At 58.5% G+C, this 18,646-nt stretch carries 17 protein-coding genes; 8 read left to right on the top strand and 9 right to left on the bottom strand.

Annotated elements, in window-relative coordinates:
- Positions 1 to 212 precede the first annotated feature (212 nt).
- Positions 213 to 971, top strand: coding sequence for a molybdopterin-synthase adenylyltransferase MoeB (locus AB3X95_RS22930; RefSeq protein WP_176125099.1), 759 nt, complete (start codon positions 213 to 215; stop codon positions 969 to 971).
- A 101-nt stretch (positions 972 to 1,072) separates the two neighbouring features.
- Here the strand turns inward: AB3X95_RS22930 and ptsP are convergent, their stop codons facing one another.
- From ptsP to AB3X95_RS22895, 7 genes are all read right to left on the bottom strand, one after another.
- Positions 1,073 to 2,818: a phosphoenolpyruvate--protein phosphotransferase gene (ptsP, locus tag AB3X95_RS22925; RefSeq protein WP_176126623.1), complete on the bottom strand. Its 1,746-nt coding sequence runs from the start codon at positions 2,816 to 2,818 to the stop codon at positions 1,073 to 1,075.
- A gap of 385 nt (positions 2,819 to 3,203) precedes the next feature.
- Complete coding sequence (locus tag AB3X95_RS22920; protein ID WP_013088266.1) at positions 3,204 to 3,473, bottom strand: HPr family phosphocarrier protein; 270 nt, start codon at positions 3,471 to 3,473, stop codon at positions 3,204 to 3,206.
- Positions 3,474 to 3,597: 124 nt separating this feature from the next.
- Positions 3,598 to 4,116, bottom strand: coding sequence for a PTS sugar transporter subunit IIA (locus AB3X95_RS22915; RefSeq protein ID WP_368622639.1), 519 nt, complete (start codon positions 4,114 to 4,116; stop codon positions 3,598 to 3,600).
- 227 nt (positions 4,117 to 4,343) lie between these two features.
- Positions 4,344 to 5,300, bottom strand: a complete 957-nt coding sequence (gshB, locus tag AB3X95_RS22910; RefSeq protein ID WP_368622638.1) for a glutathione synthase — start codon at positions 5,298 to 5,300, stop codon at positions 4,344 to 4,346.
- 103 nt (positions 5,301 to 5,403) lie between these two features.
- Positions 5,404 to 6,693 carry a glutamate--cysteine ligase gene (gene gshA / locus AB3X95_RS22905; RefSeq protein WP_018434736.1) on the bottom strand — a complete coding sequence of 430 codons (1,290 nt, stop codon included), beginning with the start codon at positions 6,691 to 6,693 and terminating at the stop codon, positions 5,404 to 5,406.
- A gap of 248 nt (positions 6,694 to 6,941) precedes the next feature.
- Positions 6,942 to 8,453, bottom strand: coding sequence for an ammonium transporter (locus tag AB3X95_RS22900; RefSeq protein ID WP_184226070.1), 1,512 nt, complete (start codon positions 8,451 to 8,453; stop codon positions 6,942 to 6,944).
- Between the two features lie 46 nt (positions 8,454 to 8,499).
- Positions 8,500 to 8,838: a P-II family nitrogen regulator gene (locus tag AB3X95_RS22895; RefSeq protein ID WP_013088261.1), complete on the bottom strand. Its 339-nt coding sequence runs from the start codon at positions 8,836 to 8,838 to the stop codon at positions 8,500 to 8,502.
- A 387-nt stretch (positions 8,839 to 9,225) separates the two neighbouring features.
- Here AB3X95_RS22895 and AB3X95_RS22890 point away from each other — a divergent pair, with 387 nt between their 5' ends.
- From AB3X95_RS22890 to AB3X95_RS22865, 6 genes are all read left to right on the top strand, one after another.
- Positions 9,226 to 9,480 carry an accessory factor UbiK family protein gene (locus AB3X95_RS22890; protein ID WP_176109667.1) on the top strand — a complete coding sequence of 85 codons (255 nt, stop codon included), beginning with the start codon at positions 9,226 to 9,228 and terminating at the stop codon, positions 9,478 to 9,480.
- A 120-nt stretch (positions 9,481 to 9,600) separates the two neighbouring features.
- The gene (locus tag AB3X95_RS22885; RefSeq protein ID WP_368622637.1) at positions 9,601 to 9,858 is read left to right on the top strand and encodes a magnesium chelatase domain-containing protein; all 258 of its coding nucleotides are present in this window, start codon (positions 9,601 to 9,603) and stop codon (positions 9,856 to 9,858) included.
- Positions 9,859 to 9,934: 76 nt separating this feature from the next.
- Entirely contained in the window at positions 9,935 to 11,965 is a 2,031-nt protein-coding gene (locus AB3X95_RS22880) for a hypothetical protein (RefSeq protein WP_368622636.1), read from the top strand.
- Positions 11,966 to 11,993: 28 nt separating this feature from the next.
- Positions 11,994 to 14,144 carry a hypothetical protein gene (locus tag AB3X95_RS22875; protein WP_368622635.1) on the top strand — a complete coding sequence of 717 codons (2,151 nt, stop codon included), beginning with the start codon at positions 11,994 to 11,996 and terminating at the stop codon, positions 14,142 to 14,144.
- A 1-nt stretch (position 14,145) separates the two neighbouring features.
- Positions 14,146 to 14,679: a hypothetical protein gene (locus AB3X95_RS22870; protein ID WP_368622634.1), complete on the top strand. Its 534-nt coding sequence runs from the start codon at positions 14,146 to 14,148 to the stop codon at positions 14,677 to 14,679.
- 257 nt (positions 14,680 to 14,936) lie between these two features.
- A complete protein-coding gene (locus tag AB3X95_RS22865) occupies positions 14,937 to 16,208 on the top strand; it encodes a tyrosine-type recombinase/integrase (protein ID WP_368622633.1) in 1,272 nt (423 codons plus the stop codon).
- A gap of 97 nt (positions 16,209 to 16,305) precedes the next feature.
- On the opposite strand, the gene AB3X95_RS22860 is transcribed toward AB3X95_RS22865, so the two are convergent.
- Entirely contained in the window at positions 16,306 to 16,434 is a 129-nt protein-coding gene (locus AB3X95_RS22860; protein ID WP_368622632.1) for a hypothetical protein, read from the bottom strand.
- A 149-nt stretch (positions 16,435 to 16,583) separates the two neighbouring features.
- On the opposite strand from AB3X95_RS22860, the gene AB3X95_RS22855 reads away from it, so the two are divergent.
- Positions 16,584 to 17,906, top strand: a complete 1,323-nt coding sequence (locus tag AB3X95_RS22855) for an IS5 family transposase (protein WP_368622631.1) — start codon at positions 16,584 to 16,586, stop codon at positions 17,904 to 17,906.
- Between the two features lie 161 nt (positions 17,907 to 18,067).
- Here the strand turns inward: AB3X95_RS22855 and AB3X95_RS22850 are convergent, their stop codons facing one another.
- Positions 18,068 to 18,646 (bottom strand): HAD domain-containing protein, encoded by a 579-nt coding sequence (locus AB3X95_RS22850; protein ID WP_368622630.1) that lies wholly within the window; start codon positions 18,644 to 18,646, stop codon positions 18,068 to 18,070.

Below are 18,646 nucleotides of genomic sequence, written 5' to 3'. Positions count from 1 at the left end.
CCCGCGCGTGTCTTCGCAGCACGATAGTCTGCGAAGACACGCCGCAGCAGTTTCAGCACAGGCCGCCGCTTAACCGGCGGCGTCTCACGGCAAGCCGCAGCAGCCACCCTCCCCGCGCGATTAAAATAACAGCCACGAATGCGCGCCGCGGCCCTCCGGCCTGCCTCTCCTTGCGCGACACCGCGACATAGCGACACACCACGCGCCCCGCCATGAATGACGATCAACTCCTTCGCTACTCCCGCCATATCCTCGTCGACGAAATCGGCATCGAGGCGCAGCAGCGTTTTATCGACGCCCACGCGATCGTCGTCGGCGCGGGCGGGCTCGGTTCGCCGGCCGCAATGTATCTCGCGGCGGCGGGCGTCGGCCGTCTGACGCTCGTCGATGCCGATACCGTCGACCTGACCAATCTGCAGCGCCAGATCCTGCACGTCACCGCGTCGGTTGGACGCAGCAAGGTCGAGTCCGGGCGCGACACGCTCGCGCAGATCAATCCCGAGGTCGTCGTCAGCGCGGTCGCCGAGCGCGTCGACGATGCATGGCTCGATCGCGAGGTGCCGCACGCGAGTGTCGTGCTCGATTGCACCGACAACTTCGCGACGCGTCACGCGATCAACCGCGCGTGCGTCAAGCATCGCGTGCCGCTCGTGTCGGGCGCGGCGCTGCGCTTCGACGGCCAGATCAGCACCTTCGATTTCCGCGACGAAGCGTCGCCATGCTACGCGTGCGTGTTTCCCGAAGACCAGCCGTTCGAGGAAGTCGCATGCTCGACGATGGGCGTGTTCGCTCCGACGGTCGGCATCATCGGTTCGATGCAGGCTGCCGAAGCGCTGAAGGTGATCGGCGCAATCGGCACGCCGCTCGTGGGCCGCCTGACGATGCTCGATTCGCTGCGGATGGAATGGAACACGATGCGCATCGGACGCCAGCCGGATTGCCCGGTGTGCGGCCATGCGCACGGCTCTTGAGGCGGTTCCCCACTACCCGTCCGAACGACGCCGAAATAGAAAAACGCCGCATCATGTGCGGCGTTTTTTCGTTCAACGAGGCGCGACTGAGCGCGTCGGATTCACACCAGCGCGACCCGCTTGAGCGCCGCCTGCACCTCTTCCGGCTCGAACGAAGCCAGCACGTCGGCCACGGGCTTTTCGAGCGTTTTCAGATGCGAGCGCAGCACCTCCTGCTTGACCTCGAGCAGTTGGCTCGGATGCATCGAAAACTCGGTCAGGCCCATGCCGAGCAACAGACGCGTCAACGCCGGATCGCCCGCCATCTCACCGCACACCGACACCGGCACGCCCGCGCGCTTCGCCTCGCGCAGCGTGAACGCGATCAGATGGAGCACCGCCGGATGCAGCGGGTCGTACAGATGCGCGACCGAGTTGTCCGCGCGATCGATCGCGAGCGTGTACTGGATCAGATCGTTGGTGCCGATCGACAGGAAATCGAGCCGCTTCAGAAACAGCGGCAACGCGATCGCGGCGGCCGGAATCTCGATCATCGCGCCGACCTGCACGTTCGGATCATAAGCAATGCCCGCGTCGTCGAGTTGGCGCTTGGCTTCGCGGATCAGATCGAGCGTCTGGTCGATTTCCTGCGCGTGCGCGAGCATCGGGATCAGGATCTTCACCTTGCCGAACGCCGACGCGCGCAGGATCGCGCGCAGCTGCGTGAGGAACATCTGCGGCTCGGACAGGCTCCAGCGAATTGCGCGCAAACCGAGCGCCGGATTCACGGCGGTCTCGTAGCCGTCGCCGCCGGCCATCGAATCGAGCGGTTTGTCGGCGCCGACGTCGATCGTGCGGATCGTGACCGGCAAGCCGTTCATCAGTTCGACCGCGCGACGATATGCGCTGAACTGCTCCTCCTCTTCGGCCATCCGGTCCTTGTGATTCATGAACAGAAACTCGGTGCGAAACAGACCCACGCCGGTCGCGCCCGATTCGATCGCCGCGCGCGCGTCGTCCGGCAACTCGATGTTCGCGCACAGTTCGATGCGCGTGCCGCACAGCGTTTGCGTCGGCGAGAACTTGAGCCGCTGCAGCTTGCGCTGCTCGAGCTCCTTCTCGCTTTGCCGATACGAGTATTCCTCGAGCACGATCGGCGCGGGATCGACGATCACGATGCCGTGGTCGCCATCGACGATGATCAGATCGTCCTGGCGGATCAGCGCGCTCGCATGCTGCACGCCGACCGCGGCCGGAATGCCGAGGCTGCGCGCGACGATCGCGGTATGCGACGTGCGCCCGCCGAGATCGGTGACGAAGCCCTGGAACGTCTGCGTCTTGAACTGCATCATGTCGGCCGGCGCGATGTCGTGCGCGACGACGATCATTTCATCGCACGCGCCATGCACGTTGTCGACGATGCCCGGCGCACCCGCGAGCGCCTTCAGCACACGTTCGACGACCTGTTCGATGTCGGCTTTGCGTTCACGCAGGTATTCGTCTTCGATATCGTCGAAATGGCGCGAGAGTCTTTCGAGCTGTTCGGTCAGCGCCCACTCGACGTTGTAGCGGCGCGTGCGGATCAGGTCGATGGTTTCCTGAACCAGCATCACGTCGTTCAGGATCATCGTGTGAACGTCGATGAACGCGCCCATTTCACTGGGGGCATCCGCGGCGAGATCGGCGCGCAGCACGTTGAGTTCTTCATGCACGCGTTGCTGAGCCGCGCGAAAGCGCCCGACCTCCCCTTCGATCTGGGCGGGTTCGATCAGATAGTGGTCTACGTCGAGTGCTGCCGGGGCGATCAGATAGGCCCGCCCGATGGCGATACCGCGCGAGACGGGAATTCCATGCAGCGTGAATGACACGCGCACCTCCTCTAGTTGTGTGATGCCGCGGCAAACCGCTGCAATGCTCTCAGACTGTACCTGGCATTATAAATTCCGCGCCTTTTTGACGTATGTCGGCGGTGTGTGCAGCGCAGCACGAGTTATCGCAATCAGGTGTCCTCGTACACAGCGAAGCTGCGCTTTATACGCGTCGCGCAAAATATATGGTTTAAACATTGAAAACGCGTGTCGCCCTACGCGCATGTCGCCTTACGCACTCTTCCTCGCGGCTTTCGCGCCGCTTCTACAAGCCTTAATGTCGATTAGCAGCGGGCCTCTTCTGATATTCAAATGTCGGCGGCGAAAAAAAGCCGCGGACTGAGCCGCGGCATTTTCGGGTTTGTCGAACACAAAGCGCGCGGCGTTATTGACCTTCGCCAAATTTATCGGCGATCAGTTTCAACAGCGCGTCCATCGCTTCCTGTTCGTCGGTACCTTCCGTTTCGATCAGCACGGTACTGCCGATGCCCGCGGCCAGCATCATCACGCCCATGATGCTCTTTGCGTTGATACGACGGCCATTGCGGCTCATCCAGATTTCCGCCTGGTAGTTGCCCGCGAGTTGCGTCAACTTGGCCGACGCGCGCGCGTGCAGCCCCAGCTTGTTCACAATTGTCGTTTCTTGTTGCAGCATGTGATGGTCCGAAGCGCGGGTGAATGAAATGGTGAAAAGTCAAACTGCAAAGCGGCTGCAATGCGCTTGGCGCCGTTGCGAAACCGCTTGAATCCGTCGAAGCTTGCCTGCGAACCAGCCCGATTTACAGGCCGGGCGCGTCCGGCTTCTGCGTCAGATCGGCATCGGCGGGCAACGCGGGAACACAGTCGGCGGGCGCCGCGTCAGCCGGCAGGCAATCGGCCGGGCAGGTTGACGCCGCGACCGGTTCCGGCGCCGCCGGTCCGATCGAGTGCACGCCCTTGGTCGCGCCGGCGAGCGCCTTGTCGACGAGCGTGTCGAGTGGCGTCGCGCGATAGCAGACCGCACGCACCAGCATCGGCAGATTGACGCCGCACAGCACGCGCACATCCGGCTCGGTGGCGAGCCGGCCCGCGATGTTGGCCGGCGTCGCGCCGAACATATCGGTCAGCACGAGCGCGCCGTTCTCTTCCTTCAACCGCGCGACTTCCGAATTCGCGAACGCGACGACCTGCGCGGGATCGCAATCCGGCGACACATCGATCACGCCGATACGCGCCGGCAAACCGCCATAGATGTGGGAAATGCAATCGCGCAACGCGGTGGCGAATGGAGCGTGCGCAATGATCAGAATGCCTGCCATGTCAGCCTTACTGCGATAGAACGGCCCCAAAACCGTGGACCGGGACTCGAGCCCGGTTCGCCATCGCCCCGGACCGGCCGTGGGTCGCGAGGACGGAAATGCATCGTCGGACGAGCGGGCATTGTAGCAGCCTCATTTTCGCGCCAATCCCGACGGCGCGCCTGATGCGGATTTACTACACAGATTGGGGGTGCGGCCGGGCAATCAAGGCCGCTAGAGTCGGCGCGTCAGCCGACCGCGCGCTCCAGCGCGTCGACGAACATCGCGGCGACGTCGAAGCCGGTCTGATCCATGATCTCGCGGAAACACGTCGGGCTCGTGACGTTGACTTCGGTGAGCCAGTCGCCGATCGCATCGAGTCCGACCAGCAGCAAGCCGCGCGCCGCCAGCACCGGTGCGAGCGTATTGGCGATCTTGCGGTCCTGCTCGCTGAGCGGCCGCGCGACACCCAGACCACCGGCCGCCAGGTTGCCGCGCACCTCATTACCCTGAGGAATGCGTGCGAGCGAGTATGGCACCGCTTCGCCGCCGATCAGCAGGATGCGCTTGTCACCCTCCTTGATCTCGGGGATGAATTTCTGCGCCATCACCGAGCGTGCGCCGTCGTGGCTCAGCATTTCGACGATCGAGCCGAGGTTCATGCCGTCCGCCTTCACGCGAAACACGCCCATGCCGCCCATGCCGTCGAGCGGCTTCAGGATCACGTCGCCGTGCTGTTCGTGGAACGCGCGCAGACGCGCCGGATCGCGCGTGACCAGCGTCGGCGCGACGAACTGCGCGAACTCGCCTATCGCGAGCTTCTCCGAATGATCGCGGATCGCCTGCGGCTTGTTGAAGACGCGCGCGCCGCCACGCTGGGCCAGTTCGAGCAGCCACGTCGACGTCACGTATTCCATGTCGAACGGCGGGTCTTTGCGCATCACAACCGCGCCGAAGCTCGCAAGCGCGCGCGGCGCGGCGGCATCGGCGACGAACCAGACGTTACGATGCAGATCGGCGGTATCGCCGGTGATCGCAATGCGCTGCACGTTCGCTTCGACATCGCCGCCCGTCCACGCCAGATGCTTCGGCTCGCAGGTGTACACCGTGTGACCGCGGCGCGCCGCTTCGGCCATCATCGCGTAGGTCGAGTCTTTGTAAATCTTGAAATGGCTGAGCGGATCGGCGATGAAAAGAATGTCCATGAAAGTCCCGGTGCGCCCTGACGGGCGTGACATTGTTCGTCAATATAGTCTTTGAAGACGGCGATGGCGGCACGCATGCCGCCATCCTGCCGCGCGAGATGGCTTAGACCTGGATCGCTTCGGGATCGGTCTTTTCGAGTTCGACCGATGCGGCCAGCAACCCGAGCCGCGCCACGACGCCATACATATAGAAGCGGTTCGGCGGCGCCGCGCCGGGCTTCGCGTGCGCATCGGGCAGCGCCGTATGCTCGAAGCCGAGCGGCACGAAGTGCATGCCCGGCGCGTTCAGGTTCTGGTCGCGCTCGCGGCTGCCGTGCACGCGATAGAAGCCGCCCACCACGTAGCGGTCGATCATGTAGACGACCGGCTCGGCGACTTCCTCGCCGATGCGCTCGAACGTGTACACGCCTTCCTGCACGATCACGTCGTGCACTTCGAGGCCGTCTTTGGTCGCGGCCATGCGCGTGCGTTCGCGCTTCGTCAGCGCGGCGACTTCCGACGCGTCGTGCACGGTCATCACGCCCATGCCGTAAGTGCCCGCATCCGACTTGATCACGACATACGGTTTTTCGGAGATGCCGTACTCGCGATACTTGCGCGCAATTTTCTTCAGCACGCCGTCGATCGCATCGGCCAGCGCTTCCTCGCCGGTGCGCTGCTGGAAGTCGACGCCCTCGACGTGCGCGAAATACGGATTGATCATCCACGGATCGATCTCGACCATCTTTGCGAACTTCTTCGCGACGTCGTCATAACACGAGAAATGCGTCGACTTGCGGCGTACTGCCCAGCCCGCATGCAGCGGCGGCAGCAGGTACTGCTCGTGCAGATTTTCGAGCACAGGCGGAATGCCGCCGGACAGGTCGTTGTTCAGCAGAATCGAGCACGGGTCGAAGTTCTTCAGCCCCAAGCGCCGCTGCGAGCGCTCGAGCGGTTCGAGCACGAGCTTCTGGCCGTCGGATAGCGCGATCGTGACCGGGCCGTTGATGGTTTCGTCGAGCGTGCCGAAGCGTACGTTCAGGCCCGCCTGGCGCATGATCGACGCAAGCCGGGCGACGTTTTCGAGGTAGAACGCGTTGCGCGTGTGGCGCTCCGGAATCACGAGGAGATTCTTCGCGTCCGGGCAGATCTTTTCGATCGACGCCATCGCGGCCTGCACCGCGAGCGGCAGCACTTCCTGCGGCAAATTGTTGAATGCGCCGGGAAACAGGTTGGTGTCGACCGGCGCGAGCTTGAAGCCCGCGTTGCGCAGATCGACGGAGCAATAGAACGGCGGCGTGTGCTCCTGCCATTCAAGCCGGAACCAGCGTTCGATAGCGGGCGTGGCGTCGAGGATCTTCCGCTCGAGGTCGAGCAGCGGGCCGTTTAACGCCGTAACTAGGTGCGGAACCATTGATCACTCGCAGACTGGAGAAAAAAGATTGTAGAGCAAATGCTTTGTCCATTTGGGGACGGTTTCTCCATTCGCAAGCAGACTCGAATGCATTCTCCCTATCTCGATGATAGGCGCGGAAAATTGCCGTTCGCAACCCGATCAGCAAGAAAAAAGCCCGCCATGAAGGCGGGCGAATTTTGCTGCGCTCAGCTTTTTCCTGACTGGCGTGCCCGGGAGCGCGGGCCCGCAGCACAACAGGTTCTTCGTTATTCGACTTTCTCGCCGTGCAGGCTCACGTCGAGGCCTTCGCGCTCCTGCTCTTCGGTCACGCGGATGCCGATCACCAGGTCGATGATCTTCAGCAGCACGAAGCTCACCACGCCGCTGTAGATCAGCGTCGTCAGCACGCCCTTCGCCTGCAGGATCACGTTGCCGTCGAAGCCGCCGATGTCCTTGACCGCGAACACGCCGGTCAGGATCGCGCCGATGATGCCGCCGATGCAGTGCACGCCGAACGCGTCGAGCGAATCGTCGTAGCCGAGCTTGTGCTTGAGCCACGTGGCCGACCAGAAGCAGACCACGCCCGCGACGATGCCGATCACCAGCGCGCCTACCGTGCCGACGAAGCCCGACGCCGGCGTCACCGCCACCAGACCCGCGACCGCGCCCGACACGATACCGAGCACCGACGGCTTACCCTTGGCCGCCCATTCGGCGAACATCCACGCGAGCGCCGCCGCGGCGGTCGCCACCTGGGTCGCGAACATCGCGAAGCCGGCACGGCCGTCCGCCGCTACCGCCGAACCCGCGTTGAAGCCGAACCAGCCGACCCACAGCATCGCGCCACCGATCAGCGTCAGCGTCAGGTTGTGCGGCGCCATCGACTCCTTGCCGTAGCCGACGCGCTTGCCGAGCACCAGACAGCAGACCAGACCCGCGATACCCGCGTTGATGTGTACCACCGTGCCGCCCGCGAAGTCGAGGATGCCCGCGGTCGCCAGCCAGCCGCTCGGTTCCCACACCATGTGCGCGATCGGCGAGTAGACGATGACCGACCACAGCGTCATGAACACCAGCATCGCCGAGAACTTCATGCGGTCCGCGAACGCACCGGTGATCAGCGCCGGCGTGATGATCGCGAAAGTCATCTGGTAGACGAAGTAGACCGTCTCGGGGATCGTCGGCGCGAGATGGCTGACGGTCAGCGTCGTGGCCTTGTCGCCCTTGATGTAGTTCATGCCCGTCATGAACACGCGCGAGAAGCCGCCGATGAACGAGTTGCCCGGCGTGAACGCGAGGCTGTAGCCGACCACGGTCCAGACGATCGTCACCAGACAGGTGATCGCGAAGCTTTGCATCAGCGTCGCGAGCACGTTCTTCTTGCGGACCATGCCGCCGTAGAACAGTGCGAGGCCCGGGATCGTCATGAACAGCACCAGCGCGGTGGAAGTCAGCATCCACGCGGTGTCGCCGGAGTTGAGCTTCGACGAATCGACCGAGAACGGTGCGGTCGGCGCGGCCGGCGCGGCTGCGGCTGCGGCAGCCGATGCGTCGGTGGCGGCCGGTGCGCTTGCGGCCGGCGCGGCGGACGCTTCGGCGGCGGGAGCCGAAGCAGCTGGGGCAGCGACTGCGGCGGAGGCGTCCGGTGCGGGCGCGCTCGCCGTCGTATCGGGAGCGGAGGCGGCCGCGGGAGCGGACGCGTCGTCCGCGAGGGCGGTGCCGACACCGGCCGCGAGCAGCGAGCCGGCCATCAGCAGGGACATCATGAGTTTGCGCATCTTGGTTTTCCTCTTGTCGCGATCCGTGTCGCTATGCTTTGATTTTTTACAGTGCGTCCGCGCCGGTCTCGCCGGTGCGGATCCGAACCACCTGCTCGATCGGCGTGACGAAGATCTTGCCGTCGCCGATCTTGCCGGTTCGCGCCGCGCGCTCGAGCGCCTCGATCGCCTGATCCACGATGTCGTCCGATACCGCCGCTTCGATCTTCACCTTCGGCAGAAAATCGACCACGTATTCAGCGCCCCGATACAGCTCGGTGTGGCCCTTCTGCCGTCCGAAGCCTTTGACTTCGGTCACCGTGATGCCCGACACGCCGATCGCCGACAGGGCTTCGCGCGCTTCATCCAGCTTGAACGGCTTGATGATTGCGGTAATGAGTTTCATAAAATCCTCGCTAGTTGTTGCTGAACCGTTGCTGCCCCGTGGCGTACCCGTGACCGCGGTCTCCTGCGCTCCCGGTAAAAGTGTCCTGGCAGTGCGCGCGCGGCAGTAATAGCAACTCCTATGCCATATCGTGTCTGACTGCGCGTCGCGCGCGTGGCGCAGCGCGCCCGGGCGGCCTTGTCCGAACGGCCAGCGGCGCGGCCGGCGGTGGCGCGGCGGGGGGATCGTTGCTAGAGTGTTCGAACGTTCTGAACGCGAGGCGCGCACCAAACACGCTCACGAGGCCGCGGCAGCGAAGCAGCCGCGCGCACCAGGACCGCCCATTCGCCGCAACGGGGCACGGGCGCAATGAAACATGCACATTTTTTGTGCACCAAGGGGAACACGATGAAACAACCGAACGACGTTTTTAACGACTTCCAGGCTCGCGTCAGCGATCTGTTCAAGAATTCGCCGGCCAAGGATGTCGAACGCAACGTCAAAGCAATGCTGACGCAGGGCTTCTCGAAGCTCGATCTGGTCACGCGTGAGGAATTCGATACGCAGACCCAAGTGCTCGTGCGTACGCGCGCGCGCCTGGAGGAACTCGAGCGCCGCGTCGCCGAGCTCGAACAGAAGCTGCCGCTCACGCAGACGCCGTAAGCACCGGTTGCAGCCTTCGCGCTGCGCAGTGCCGCACATCGCCGGCAAGCGGGCCGTGACGTCATCAGCGTTTTAGGGGATTTGCGCGCGCAGTGAGCGCGCTGTCCGACGGGAGGGAATATGTCGCTTGCCGTGGTGCGCAGCCGCGCGCCGGCCGCTGGCCGTGCGCCCGAAGTGACCGTCGAGGTTCACCTCGCCAATGGACTGCCGTCCTTTTCGATCGTCGGCCTGCCCGACCTGGAAGTGCGCGAGAGCCGTGAGCGCGTGCGTGCGGCGCTGCAGAACTGCGGTTTTGATTTCCCGGTCCGCCGCATCATTGACCTTTTCCCGACTATACTTCTTGTCAATAGACCGGCCACCAAGAAAATGGCCCGGTGAAGTAATCACAGTCCCGGCCCCAATAGAATTGACAATACGAGACTGACAATGATGTATTGCTATCGTGGAGAAGAACGTGATAGCGCTTCAGATCTCAAAGGGCAGCTATTTGGCAATCGTGACGTCACATGACGGCCAAAAAGCGCGGGTCCGGTTGCCGCGACTATCCATAGCGTTTGGGCATGACGCCGAACGGCTCGCGCATGCGTTTATCGAGCATTTCAACAAGGCGTCATATCGAAGCCAGATCAGCGATCTCACGAGACTTAATGAGTTCTGCCGCATTGCCAGCCAAATAGGCCTCGGGCGCCTACCTGATTCAACTGATGAATGGCAGGAATTCCTGATTACCGTATTTACTGAATGGTTTAAGCGGGAAAAGTGCAGCCTTCGAACGCGTGTCTCCACCTGGCGGCATCTTGGCTATTTTCTGACCATTCTTCGCGACAGCAAAAGATTAATTCCGCAAGGAGTTGAAATTCCCATGTGCGGAGTAAACAAGTTGAGACTTGACGACGAGCCGAGTCCTCAGTTGCTTGGACAGCATCCGCTCCGTCTTGCTCCCAAAGAACACCAGAAAGTTCTAATGGAGATAAGCTTAGCGCGGAGTGATGCGGAATATTTCGATGAGGTTCGTGGAACATTGTCCAGCCGCCGCGCCGCACTGAATGAAGTCGCCACAGAATGGCTTGAAATGATCGACGCTCATTATCAATACGGGCAAAAGCTGATCGCCTCAGTTGATTACGAGAAAGAGATCAAACCCCATCTCAACGATCCGAGTTATTGGCGCGATTGGAGCGACCAAGGGCGCCACAAATGTAGCGGTCACACGGAAAAGTCTCTCGCAACATTGCTGGCGATTCTCCACCATAAGATCGAAATTGGTGAGTCGTTGACAATATGCTTGTTTGAAGAGAAAGGCCGATATTACCTACCATCCCACCCCACCCTCGACATCCCCCCGGATGCACCACAACCCGTGAGTCCTTTGGTTACGAAATTCGATCGCATTAGATGGATGCTCGGAAGTTTGACCAGTCATGACTATCTGTTTGCTCAGCTCTTTTTTACTATTCATCATCCTGTTTTTTTCGGATCGGCGTTCTCAGATGCAAAACTTGTAAGTCGGCAGGGCGAATCCATGATTTCTTTGGGCACGGGCGATCCAGTTGCGCGTCTGGTTAAGGGTCGAGCGCATGCACTGAAACAGACGCAACTTGACTCCGAATCAGAACGATTCTTGTCAATGATCTTCCAAATGACGAATAGAGCCAGACAGTATTTAAAAAAGAAAAATCCACTTATTGCCAATCGACTCGTTCTAATCACGAAACTCGGCAAATTAGCCGTCCCCGTATTAAATGCCTCAGCCTTTTTTCGAAAGGGGACAAATCCTGGTTGGATCGGCGGCTATTTTCCTCATATTGACAAATTATTTTCCGGCGAAGAGATTACCTTCCGAAAGGTTCGCGCAACAGAAGGAGTGCTAGAGTGGCTCAAGACGGGATCCCTTACTGCCGCCACCTTCCGACTGGGCAACAGTAAACAGATCTTTATTGAACATTATATCCCTCACGAACTACTTGTGTCATTTTACGCGCGGCAAGTTCGCCGGTATCACAATCTTTTTCTCGCAGCTGCCTGCCCTACCGACATCGATCTTTCGGACGTACTCGAATTTAAAACGCTTGATGAAATCCATGATTTCATCAAGAACAATCTTTTTATTGAGCCCTTTAAATCATCTCCGCTAGGTCAGATATTAGGCAAAAAACAACAACCCAAGACCCAAAGTTTCGAAGCACACTTTAAAGATCTCGTTCTTCCGGTTTCAACCAATTCAATCGCCACCCTGTATCTTTACCAAGAATGCGCACTTGCCGCCGGATTTAATAACTCAACACTTTCTCCCCATGCAAATTTCAGAATTGATGAAATAACGCCAGACGATATTATTGACCTCGCTGAACTTGCGCGCTTCAGATTACCGCATGATAAAGATCCTAAAATGCGAATCGCCCACTCCAGTGCACTGGAAAAATGCAAGGTGCTTCGAAAAAAATACGACTGGAGCAACCTCATGTTACTTGCGATGGAACATTAATCGCCGCTGTACCTGATGGAGGTTCACCGTGACAAGCACAAATACCCGCGTCGACACGGTTGTGAAGGGGTTCATCGCGGGCGCGCTCGCACAGCTTGGAGAATATCAGGGGCCGTGGACCGCGCCATGGCTCCGCGGCAAAGCGATCGGCGTCGCAACCTGGTCGCTCGTCACAAGACGCTCAAGAAAAGTTGGAAACGAGATCGTCGGCGATACGATCCTTCGATGGAATTTTTTACTTCCCGATGGCACTTATTTGGATTCTCCTGAAAACTCATATATTCAGGAAACCGCACAGAAGATCGCATTTCTCGTTCGGACACTTCCCGCATGGAACATAAGGGCTGCATCGACCCATCAAACTTTTGTGACAAATTTACATTTTGTAATTCGATGGCTGTTCGAATTTAAAGAAATATACAATCCACAGAAATATGCATTTTGTTTATTGGATAAGGCTGGAATAGATTGCATGCTTGGCGAGTATCTTCAGGGCGGTTCGTTATGGGCACTTCATGTTCCGCAGAAACTGCTGTCTAAACTATGTTCGCTACTTACGCCGCCGGGCGATCCAAGTCTGATAAAGAATATATTCGAGGTTCCAGTCCCCTTAAAACAATCTATCATTTCGTGGCTGCGGAATAATGATTTTTATGATCGTACGCCCGTCCGTGGCACCGTCACAGTATCTTTGAATCGTGGTCGGTTAAGTGAATTAGTAGGCCTCGATCATAAGCAGCTGAACACCCCGAAGTTTTCTGCGCTCCTGCGACAGTTCGAACCGGAGTTGTCCGAGGCCGGAGGACCGCTACTTATCATGGTGAACAGCCCCAGAACCGAATTTATTTCGCATAGGACCCAGCTTATCTGTGAGGTACAGGGCTCCAAATGCTCTACGGGAAAACTGAATACCTTGATTGGAGCATTGGATATTATCTTTCGCTTGCATCGAAAAATACCAAAAGGATGCCCGAAAAACGCAGTTGACTTTGCAAGCTATTATAAATGGGCAGAGCAGGAAGGCGCTCCAGAAGACAACACGCCTTTGATCCCAATTGACGTTGCAGTCAGATACGCATCAGAATCAATCAGGTGGGTCATCCAGTACGCCAAACCAGTCGTTGACTTCTACTTAGCCGCGGCAGCTTACTTTGTTGCTACTGGAGACATTAACGACAAACCGGCCGACAGCGGCAAAGCGGAAAAAAGGGCGAGACGCAACAAATGGATAGAAGCGAATCTACCCTCTGAATTAAAGGCGCTAAATATTAGTCGGTGGGGAACCGTATTTCATCATGGCAATACGCCACTTCCCCATGAGCATCTCCGCAGCGCGCCCGGCTTACATGACGTAATTGATATTTTAGTGGGTGCAACCTTATACCTATTGATCGAAACCTGTGACTTACGCGAGGGCGAGGTCGTCGCCCTACGCGTAGATGATCTGCTGATACAGGAAAAAGACGGCTATTGGCTACGACGCGGACAAGAGAAGGCGCACTTGCTTGACGAGCCTTCAAAGAAAAAGCGTCCTTGTCCTGGCATAGTCGCACGTGCACTGTTGGAAATCGTTCGTCTCAGGGACGGCCTCCAGGTTTTGAAGCCGTCCTCCGATCCGTATGAGCGCTCAAGCCTATTTTACATTCCGGACTCAGCCCACAATGCGGGTTTGACAGCGGCAGCTTTGAACAGACTGAGTCTGTCGCGCTGTCTAGAAGCGTTTTGCGACTATGTAGCCGCTCCTGTCGACGAACTTGGACGGCGCTGGTACGTCCGTCCACACGAGTGTCGAAAATCCTGCCTCGTCACATTTTTCTCCTGCACCGGATTTGCGGCCTTGGATACCGCCAGATGGATGGCAGGGCACAAGTCACTACACAGCATCTTCGTTTATCTGAAGAAAAACACGCCGCGGGACCGATTTCTCGCCATGGAAGCTAGTCTCGCATCGTCCGAGCTTTGGAGAATCGAGCTTGAGCAATCACCGACCGTTAGAAATGCGCCTTCGCTGTACGAAAACGTCTGCGCACGATTCGGCGTGAGTAGCATCGCGGCAATCGCGCGTGAAGAGCTCGATTCGTGGCTTAAAGACGCATTCGCACATAAGTTGTATGCGCTTGAGATCAAATCCGACGATGGTACGTTACGAGAGGAGATTGCATTTCTTATTGGAGAGTAGCATGGTTATCAAGACATCCGAGCAGACGAAAAGCTTCACTCAAAAAGCGCGCCAAGAAAGCGTCTTTAACCTTTTTCGCTATCTGAAAAAGGCCAGCACCCAGTCTCCCCCCCTCGCGGACACCTTAATGCGGGCATGTACCAACCAAGCTTCCCTCGCGAAATTCGAACTCGCGGATGAAGCCATAATCCCAATGTCTCTTAATACCCTGAAACGCACTGCGGATGAAATTCTCGGTGAAGGAGGATGGCAAAAGATCGACGTGCTAAGAATGATAGTTCGTCGTTCCGCAGCAAAGGAGACAGCTTCGAAACGCCTTTCACCTCTTGCAGCATCGAGAGCGCATACTGCTCGAATCGAAACGCGAAATGACGAGCAATTCCAGACGCGAGCTATTCTGTATCGCGCTTATAACGCGGCGGTCGATCTGCTTTATGAATTTGCCGATGACGAACCCGAACGACTGGAAAAAATAACCAGACTTCAAGCGCAGTACGCGGACATTTTTGACCTGCGGCTCACAGGGAGATCATGATGCAATCCGACTACAGTCGACTCCAACTTTTTAAACTTGTGAGAAACGTAAGCTTTCCATGTTATGCGACCCGCGACGTAACATCGCAAAAATGGGTAAGCCGGGTCAAAAAAGAGCAAACCTCAGTAGCATTTTACTGGCCCACTGGGGAACCGTGCATACCCGTAGAGATGTATCTCTTATACCGCTCACAACAGATAGCGTGCGATTCAAATCGGGGTGGGTCACTCCGAGCAGAAGCATCTGCAATTTCTCATATGGTTCGATTCTGTTTCTTATCGAAAAAACGATTTCGCGACATCACTGAAACTGATTTTTCTTTGTTTGTAGATCAGCTTGGCGAAGACGTTATAGAAAGATCCGACGGCTGGACGGCGAGAGGTGCGAACACTGTCAACACTATCATTGCAACCTGTCTGCGCTTTCTGGAATGGTATCAGGCTCGCTTCTCGTTGAAAGAAAAGCTGGTTGGCGACATCTCAGCACACGCCCGCATCACGCTTTTACGGCGTGAAGTACCACACTTTACGGGAAAGAAAATCTCGATCCTCTGCTACCCTAGCCGCCCGTCAGGCGATCCGCCGGTTTCCAAGCAACCAATGCCAGAAGAGAGAATTAGCGCGATATGGGAAGTAGTGTATCAGATGGCTGCGGAAAAACAACAGGCACCCGAATCAGAAATTCGTTCTATACAACAAGCGTATCTGTATTGTAGGCGGGTGCTAACCTTGAAGATAGCGGAAGAAACAGGCCTACGTCCGGGGGAGTTGTGTCTCATGAACCTCGAGCAGCATAAAAACATCGTCGTTACCCGTCAGTTACTCATACCTACTTTAAAAAGAAGAGAATCTCAACCGTACATCAGAACGTTACCCTGCACCCTCGAGCTTGCTTCTTCGATAAAACAACTTATTGACGCGAGATATAAGTTGCTTTCTCATTTGCCCCATAAAAACAAAGCAATAGCGGAAGAACACCAACTCCTGTTGATTACCATCAACGGTGGACGCTTAACCCCCGACGCTCTAGAGCGAGAATTCTCGAGGTTGGTCGCGCGCTTAAATCTAAAAAAACCCGATAAGGCCTGTCTTTCAATGTACAGGCATCGATTTATTACTCGACGTGTCGCCTTTTATATTAAAAGTTTCAAAGTTCCCATGATCAGCGTGGACATTCCTGACCTTCCGCTTACCGATAATATGACGATATTGGGTCGGGTCGCAGAACTCACTGGACACAAATCGCTGTACAGTCTGCGCCCATATATTGCATTAGGTTGGAAGGAATTGAACATCTTCGCCGACATTGAAGATGCCATCTCAGCGAATGACTCAATAAGAGCAGCGGTCCGTCATATCGAAACACTCAGTTCCCAGATTACCGATGCCGAAGACGAGGTGGGCAGAAAAAATGTGATGATGGACATCGATATACAAGCTAAACGCCTAACCGGGATGTTAAAAGAGTTTTATCGCAATCACAGCCAACGCAAGCAACTCGGTAGTACTCGCGCTAGTTTGAGCAGCTAATGCGGGTTGATGTCAGCGTTCTCCGTGGTGTGCCGCCGGCGCAACTCTGTTGAACTGTAGTTGTCGCTGCGCCGCAGCATGACCTCGTAGAGTTTGATCATAAGCGCGGAATCGAACGCCGGTTATCCCAGCGCAGACCAGCCGATGCGCCCGGGCCCGACAGGTCGTACAGGTCGACCACGGCCGCGCCGGTTGCGATGTCCCCCGCGAGGACCAGCATGTGCACATGGGACGGTGCGACCAGTCATAGCGAGTCCGTCCTGAACAATCCGTAGAGCCTTGAGTAGCTGGGCTTCCGGGTAGAAATCGTGTTGTTGGAATTGCAGAGACCTGGCATATTGCTTCACATAGCCTGCAAATTCTGACGAGGTTCAGATGGGTCCAAAGGCACCTGTAACGGAGAAGGATTTGTTCCGGCATCCACTGCGCGAACAGATCAATCTCAAGCATCCACTGGTACGGCTGGCCGAGCTGATCAACTGGGAGCGGCTAGGCGCGTCGATGAGCACGAGCTTCGTTTCGGGTAAAGGCAGACCTGCGAGTTCGCCTCGACTGATCGCCGGTCTGTTGTATCTGCAGCACGCCTTCGACCTGTCGGACGAGGATGTCGTGTGGCAATGGGTAGAGAACCCGTACTGGCAGGTTTTTACGGGTGAGACGTACCTGCAGACCGAGCCGCCGATCGATCCGTCCAGCCTTACGCGGTGGCGCAAACGGCTGGGCGAAGCCGGCGTTGAGGAGTTGCTGGCCGAGACGATCGACGCGGCGAAGCGTGCCGGAGTGATCAAGGCGTCGAGCGCGAAACGGGTTATCGTTGATACGACCGTGATGCCCAAGGCGATCGCACATCCGACTGACTCGCGGCTGCTGGAGCGCTGTCGTGAACACCTCGTGAAGGCAGCTGCGCGGCACGGCCTGAAGCTGCGGCAGAACTACAACCGCGAAGCGCCGCGTCTGGCCACCCAGATCAGCCGCTACGCACATGCGAAGCAGTACCGGCGGATGGGAAAGGCACTGCGCACCCTGCGCTCGCGGGTGGGTCGGGTCATGCGCGACGTCGAACGGCAACTCGACACGGTGGTTGATAACAGGCGAGCTGAGCTGCAGGAACTGATTGCCCGCACGAAGCGAATCCTGACGCAGAAGACGAAGGACAAAAATAAGCTGTATGCGCTGCACGCACCGGAAGTTGAATGTCTGGCGAAGGGCAAAGTTCGTACGCCGTACGAATTCGGCGTCAAGGTGTCGATCACGACGACGCATCGGGAGGGACTGGTGGTAGGTGCCCGCTCGATGCCGGGCAATCCGTACGACGGCCACACGCTGGAGGAAGCGCTGGAGCAGGCGGCGATCCTCAGTGACGTCAAACCGGAAATCGCGATCGTCGACCGTGGTTACCGGGGCGCTGAGCCGGACGGCGTGAAGGTCTACCACCCCGGTCTGCGGCGTGGTATCACGCGAACGTTGCGCGCGATGATCCGGCGGCGCAGTGCGATCGAACCGGCCATCGGTCATATGAAGGCCGATGGCAAACTCGACAGGAACTGGCTGAAGGGAGCGCTGGGCGATGCGATCAACGCCGTGCTTTGCGGCGCTGGCCACAACCTGCGCATGATCCTCAGAAAACTGCGGCGTTTTTGCGTCCTTGTGCTTGTGTCGTGGCTAAACCTCTGCGCCGCTTTCGCGTCGACACCGTGAGCGGTGCCGCCGAAAGCGAATTATTCAGACCGGACTAGCGAGGAAAACTCCGGTGCGGCGTTTCGCGCGATGCAAAATCGGACGCGATCTGGAGACGCATTCGGCATTCCACCGCGACGGCGATGCCGGCCCCTCCATGAAGTGCTGCCGAATGACAATTATCACGGCCGAGCCTTGCCGGACCGGTGCATCGCCGCGAGCCGCGCCTGCAGCTCGGTCAGGACCGCAGGCGCACTGAGGCCCAGCACCGGATCGGTGTGCAGCAGGTGAGGCCGGCACACCACCGGCCAGCCCGCCTCATCGTCGTCGAGCGCGAGCCACGCCTCGGGCCGCCGCCGGCACACGTCGCCCCAGACCTGCACGCCCCGAGGCACGGACTGGAACCACACCGGATCCATCCGGCGATGAAAGGTCGCGCCGACCACCCGCCGGTGCAGCTCAGGCGGCAAGCGACGGGTCACCTTGCGCACGCTGCGGAGCACCTGCACCCAGCTCGTGGACAGCACGATGCGCAGCGCGGGGTACGGCTCAAGACAGTCCGCCAGCAGCGCTGCGTGCTCGAACACCTCATGCCCTGGCGGACTTGCGACATACGGCCCAATGCCCGGACGGCGCCATACGTCCTCCGGATGCAGGACCCCGTCAAAATCGAGATATAGCACGATGCCGCCCCGCCAGCGCGGCAGACTGTCGGTCTCCTCGATGGCCCTGCCCGGTACCCTGTGCGGATATGCGTCCAC

The sequence above is a fragment of the Paraburkholderia sp. BR13444 genome (assembly GCF_040948755.1).
GTDB lineage: Bacteria > Pseudomonadota > Gammaproteobacteria > Burkholderiales > Burkholderiaceae > Paraburkholderia > Paraburkholderia youngii.
The sequence above is the reverse complement of the archived record's forward strand: the minus strand, read 5'-3'. Positions and strand labels throughout refer to the sequence as shown.

Excerpts from the sequence above, each read along its gene's own strand:
- gshB (WP_368622638.1), bottom strand. The coding sequence starts at position 5,300 with ATGGACATTCTTTTCATCGCCGATCCGCTCAGCCATTTCAAGATTTAC.
- AB3X95_RS22870 (WP_368622634.1), top strand. The coding sequence starts at position 14,146 with ATGGTTATCAAGACATCCGAGCAGACGAAAAGCTTCACTCAAAAAGCG.
- AB3X95_RS22900 (WP_184226070.1), bottom strand. The coding sequence starts at position 8,453 with ATGCGCAAACTCATGATGTCCCTGCTGATGGCCGGCTCGCTGCTCGCG.
- AB3X95_RS22920 (WP_013088266.1), bottom strand. The coding sequence starts at position 3,473 with ATGCTGCAACAAGAAACGACAATTGTGAACAAGCTGGGGCTGCACGCG.
- AB3X95_RS22885 (WP_368622637.1), top strand. The coding sequence starts at position 9,601 with ATGTCGCTTGCCGTGGTGCGCAGCCGCGCGCCGGCCGCTGGCCGTGCG.
- AB3X95_RS22930 (WP_176125099.1), top strand. The coding sequence starts at position 213 with ATGAATGACGATCAACTCCTTCGCTACTCCCGCCATATCCTCGTCGAC.
- AB3X95_RS22865 (WP_368622633.1), top strand. The coding sequence starts at position 14,937 with ATGGTTCGATTCTGTTTCTTATCGAAAAAACGATTTCGCGACATCACT.
- AB3X95_RS22855 (WP_368622631.1), top strand. The coding sequence starts at position 16,584 with ATGGGTCCAAAGGCACCTGTAACGGAGAAGGATTTGTTCCGGCATCCA.
- AB3X95_RS22915 (WP_368622639.1), bottom strand. The coding sequence starts at position 4,116 with ATGGCAGGCATTCTGATCATTGCGCACGCTCCATTCGCCACCGCGTTG.
- gshA (WP_018434736.1), bottom strand. The coding sequence starts at position 6,693 with ATGGTTCCGCACCTAGTTACGGCGTTAAACGGCCCGCTGCTCGACCTC.
- AB3X95_RS22890 (WP_176109667.1), top strand. The coding sequence starts at position 9,226 with ATGAAACAACCGAACGACGTTTTTAACGACTTCCAGGCTCGCGTCAGC.
- AB3X95_RS22895 (WP_013088261.1), bottom strand. The coding sequence starts at position 8,838 with ATGAAACTCATTACCGCAATCATCAAGCCGTTCAAGCTGGATGAAGCG.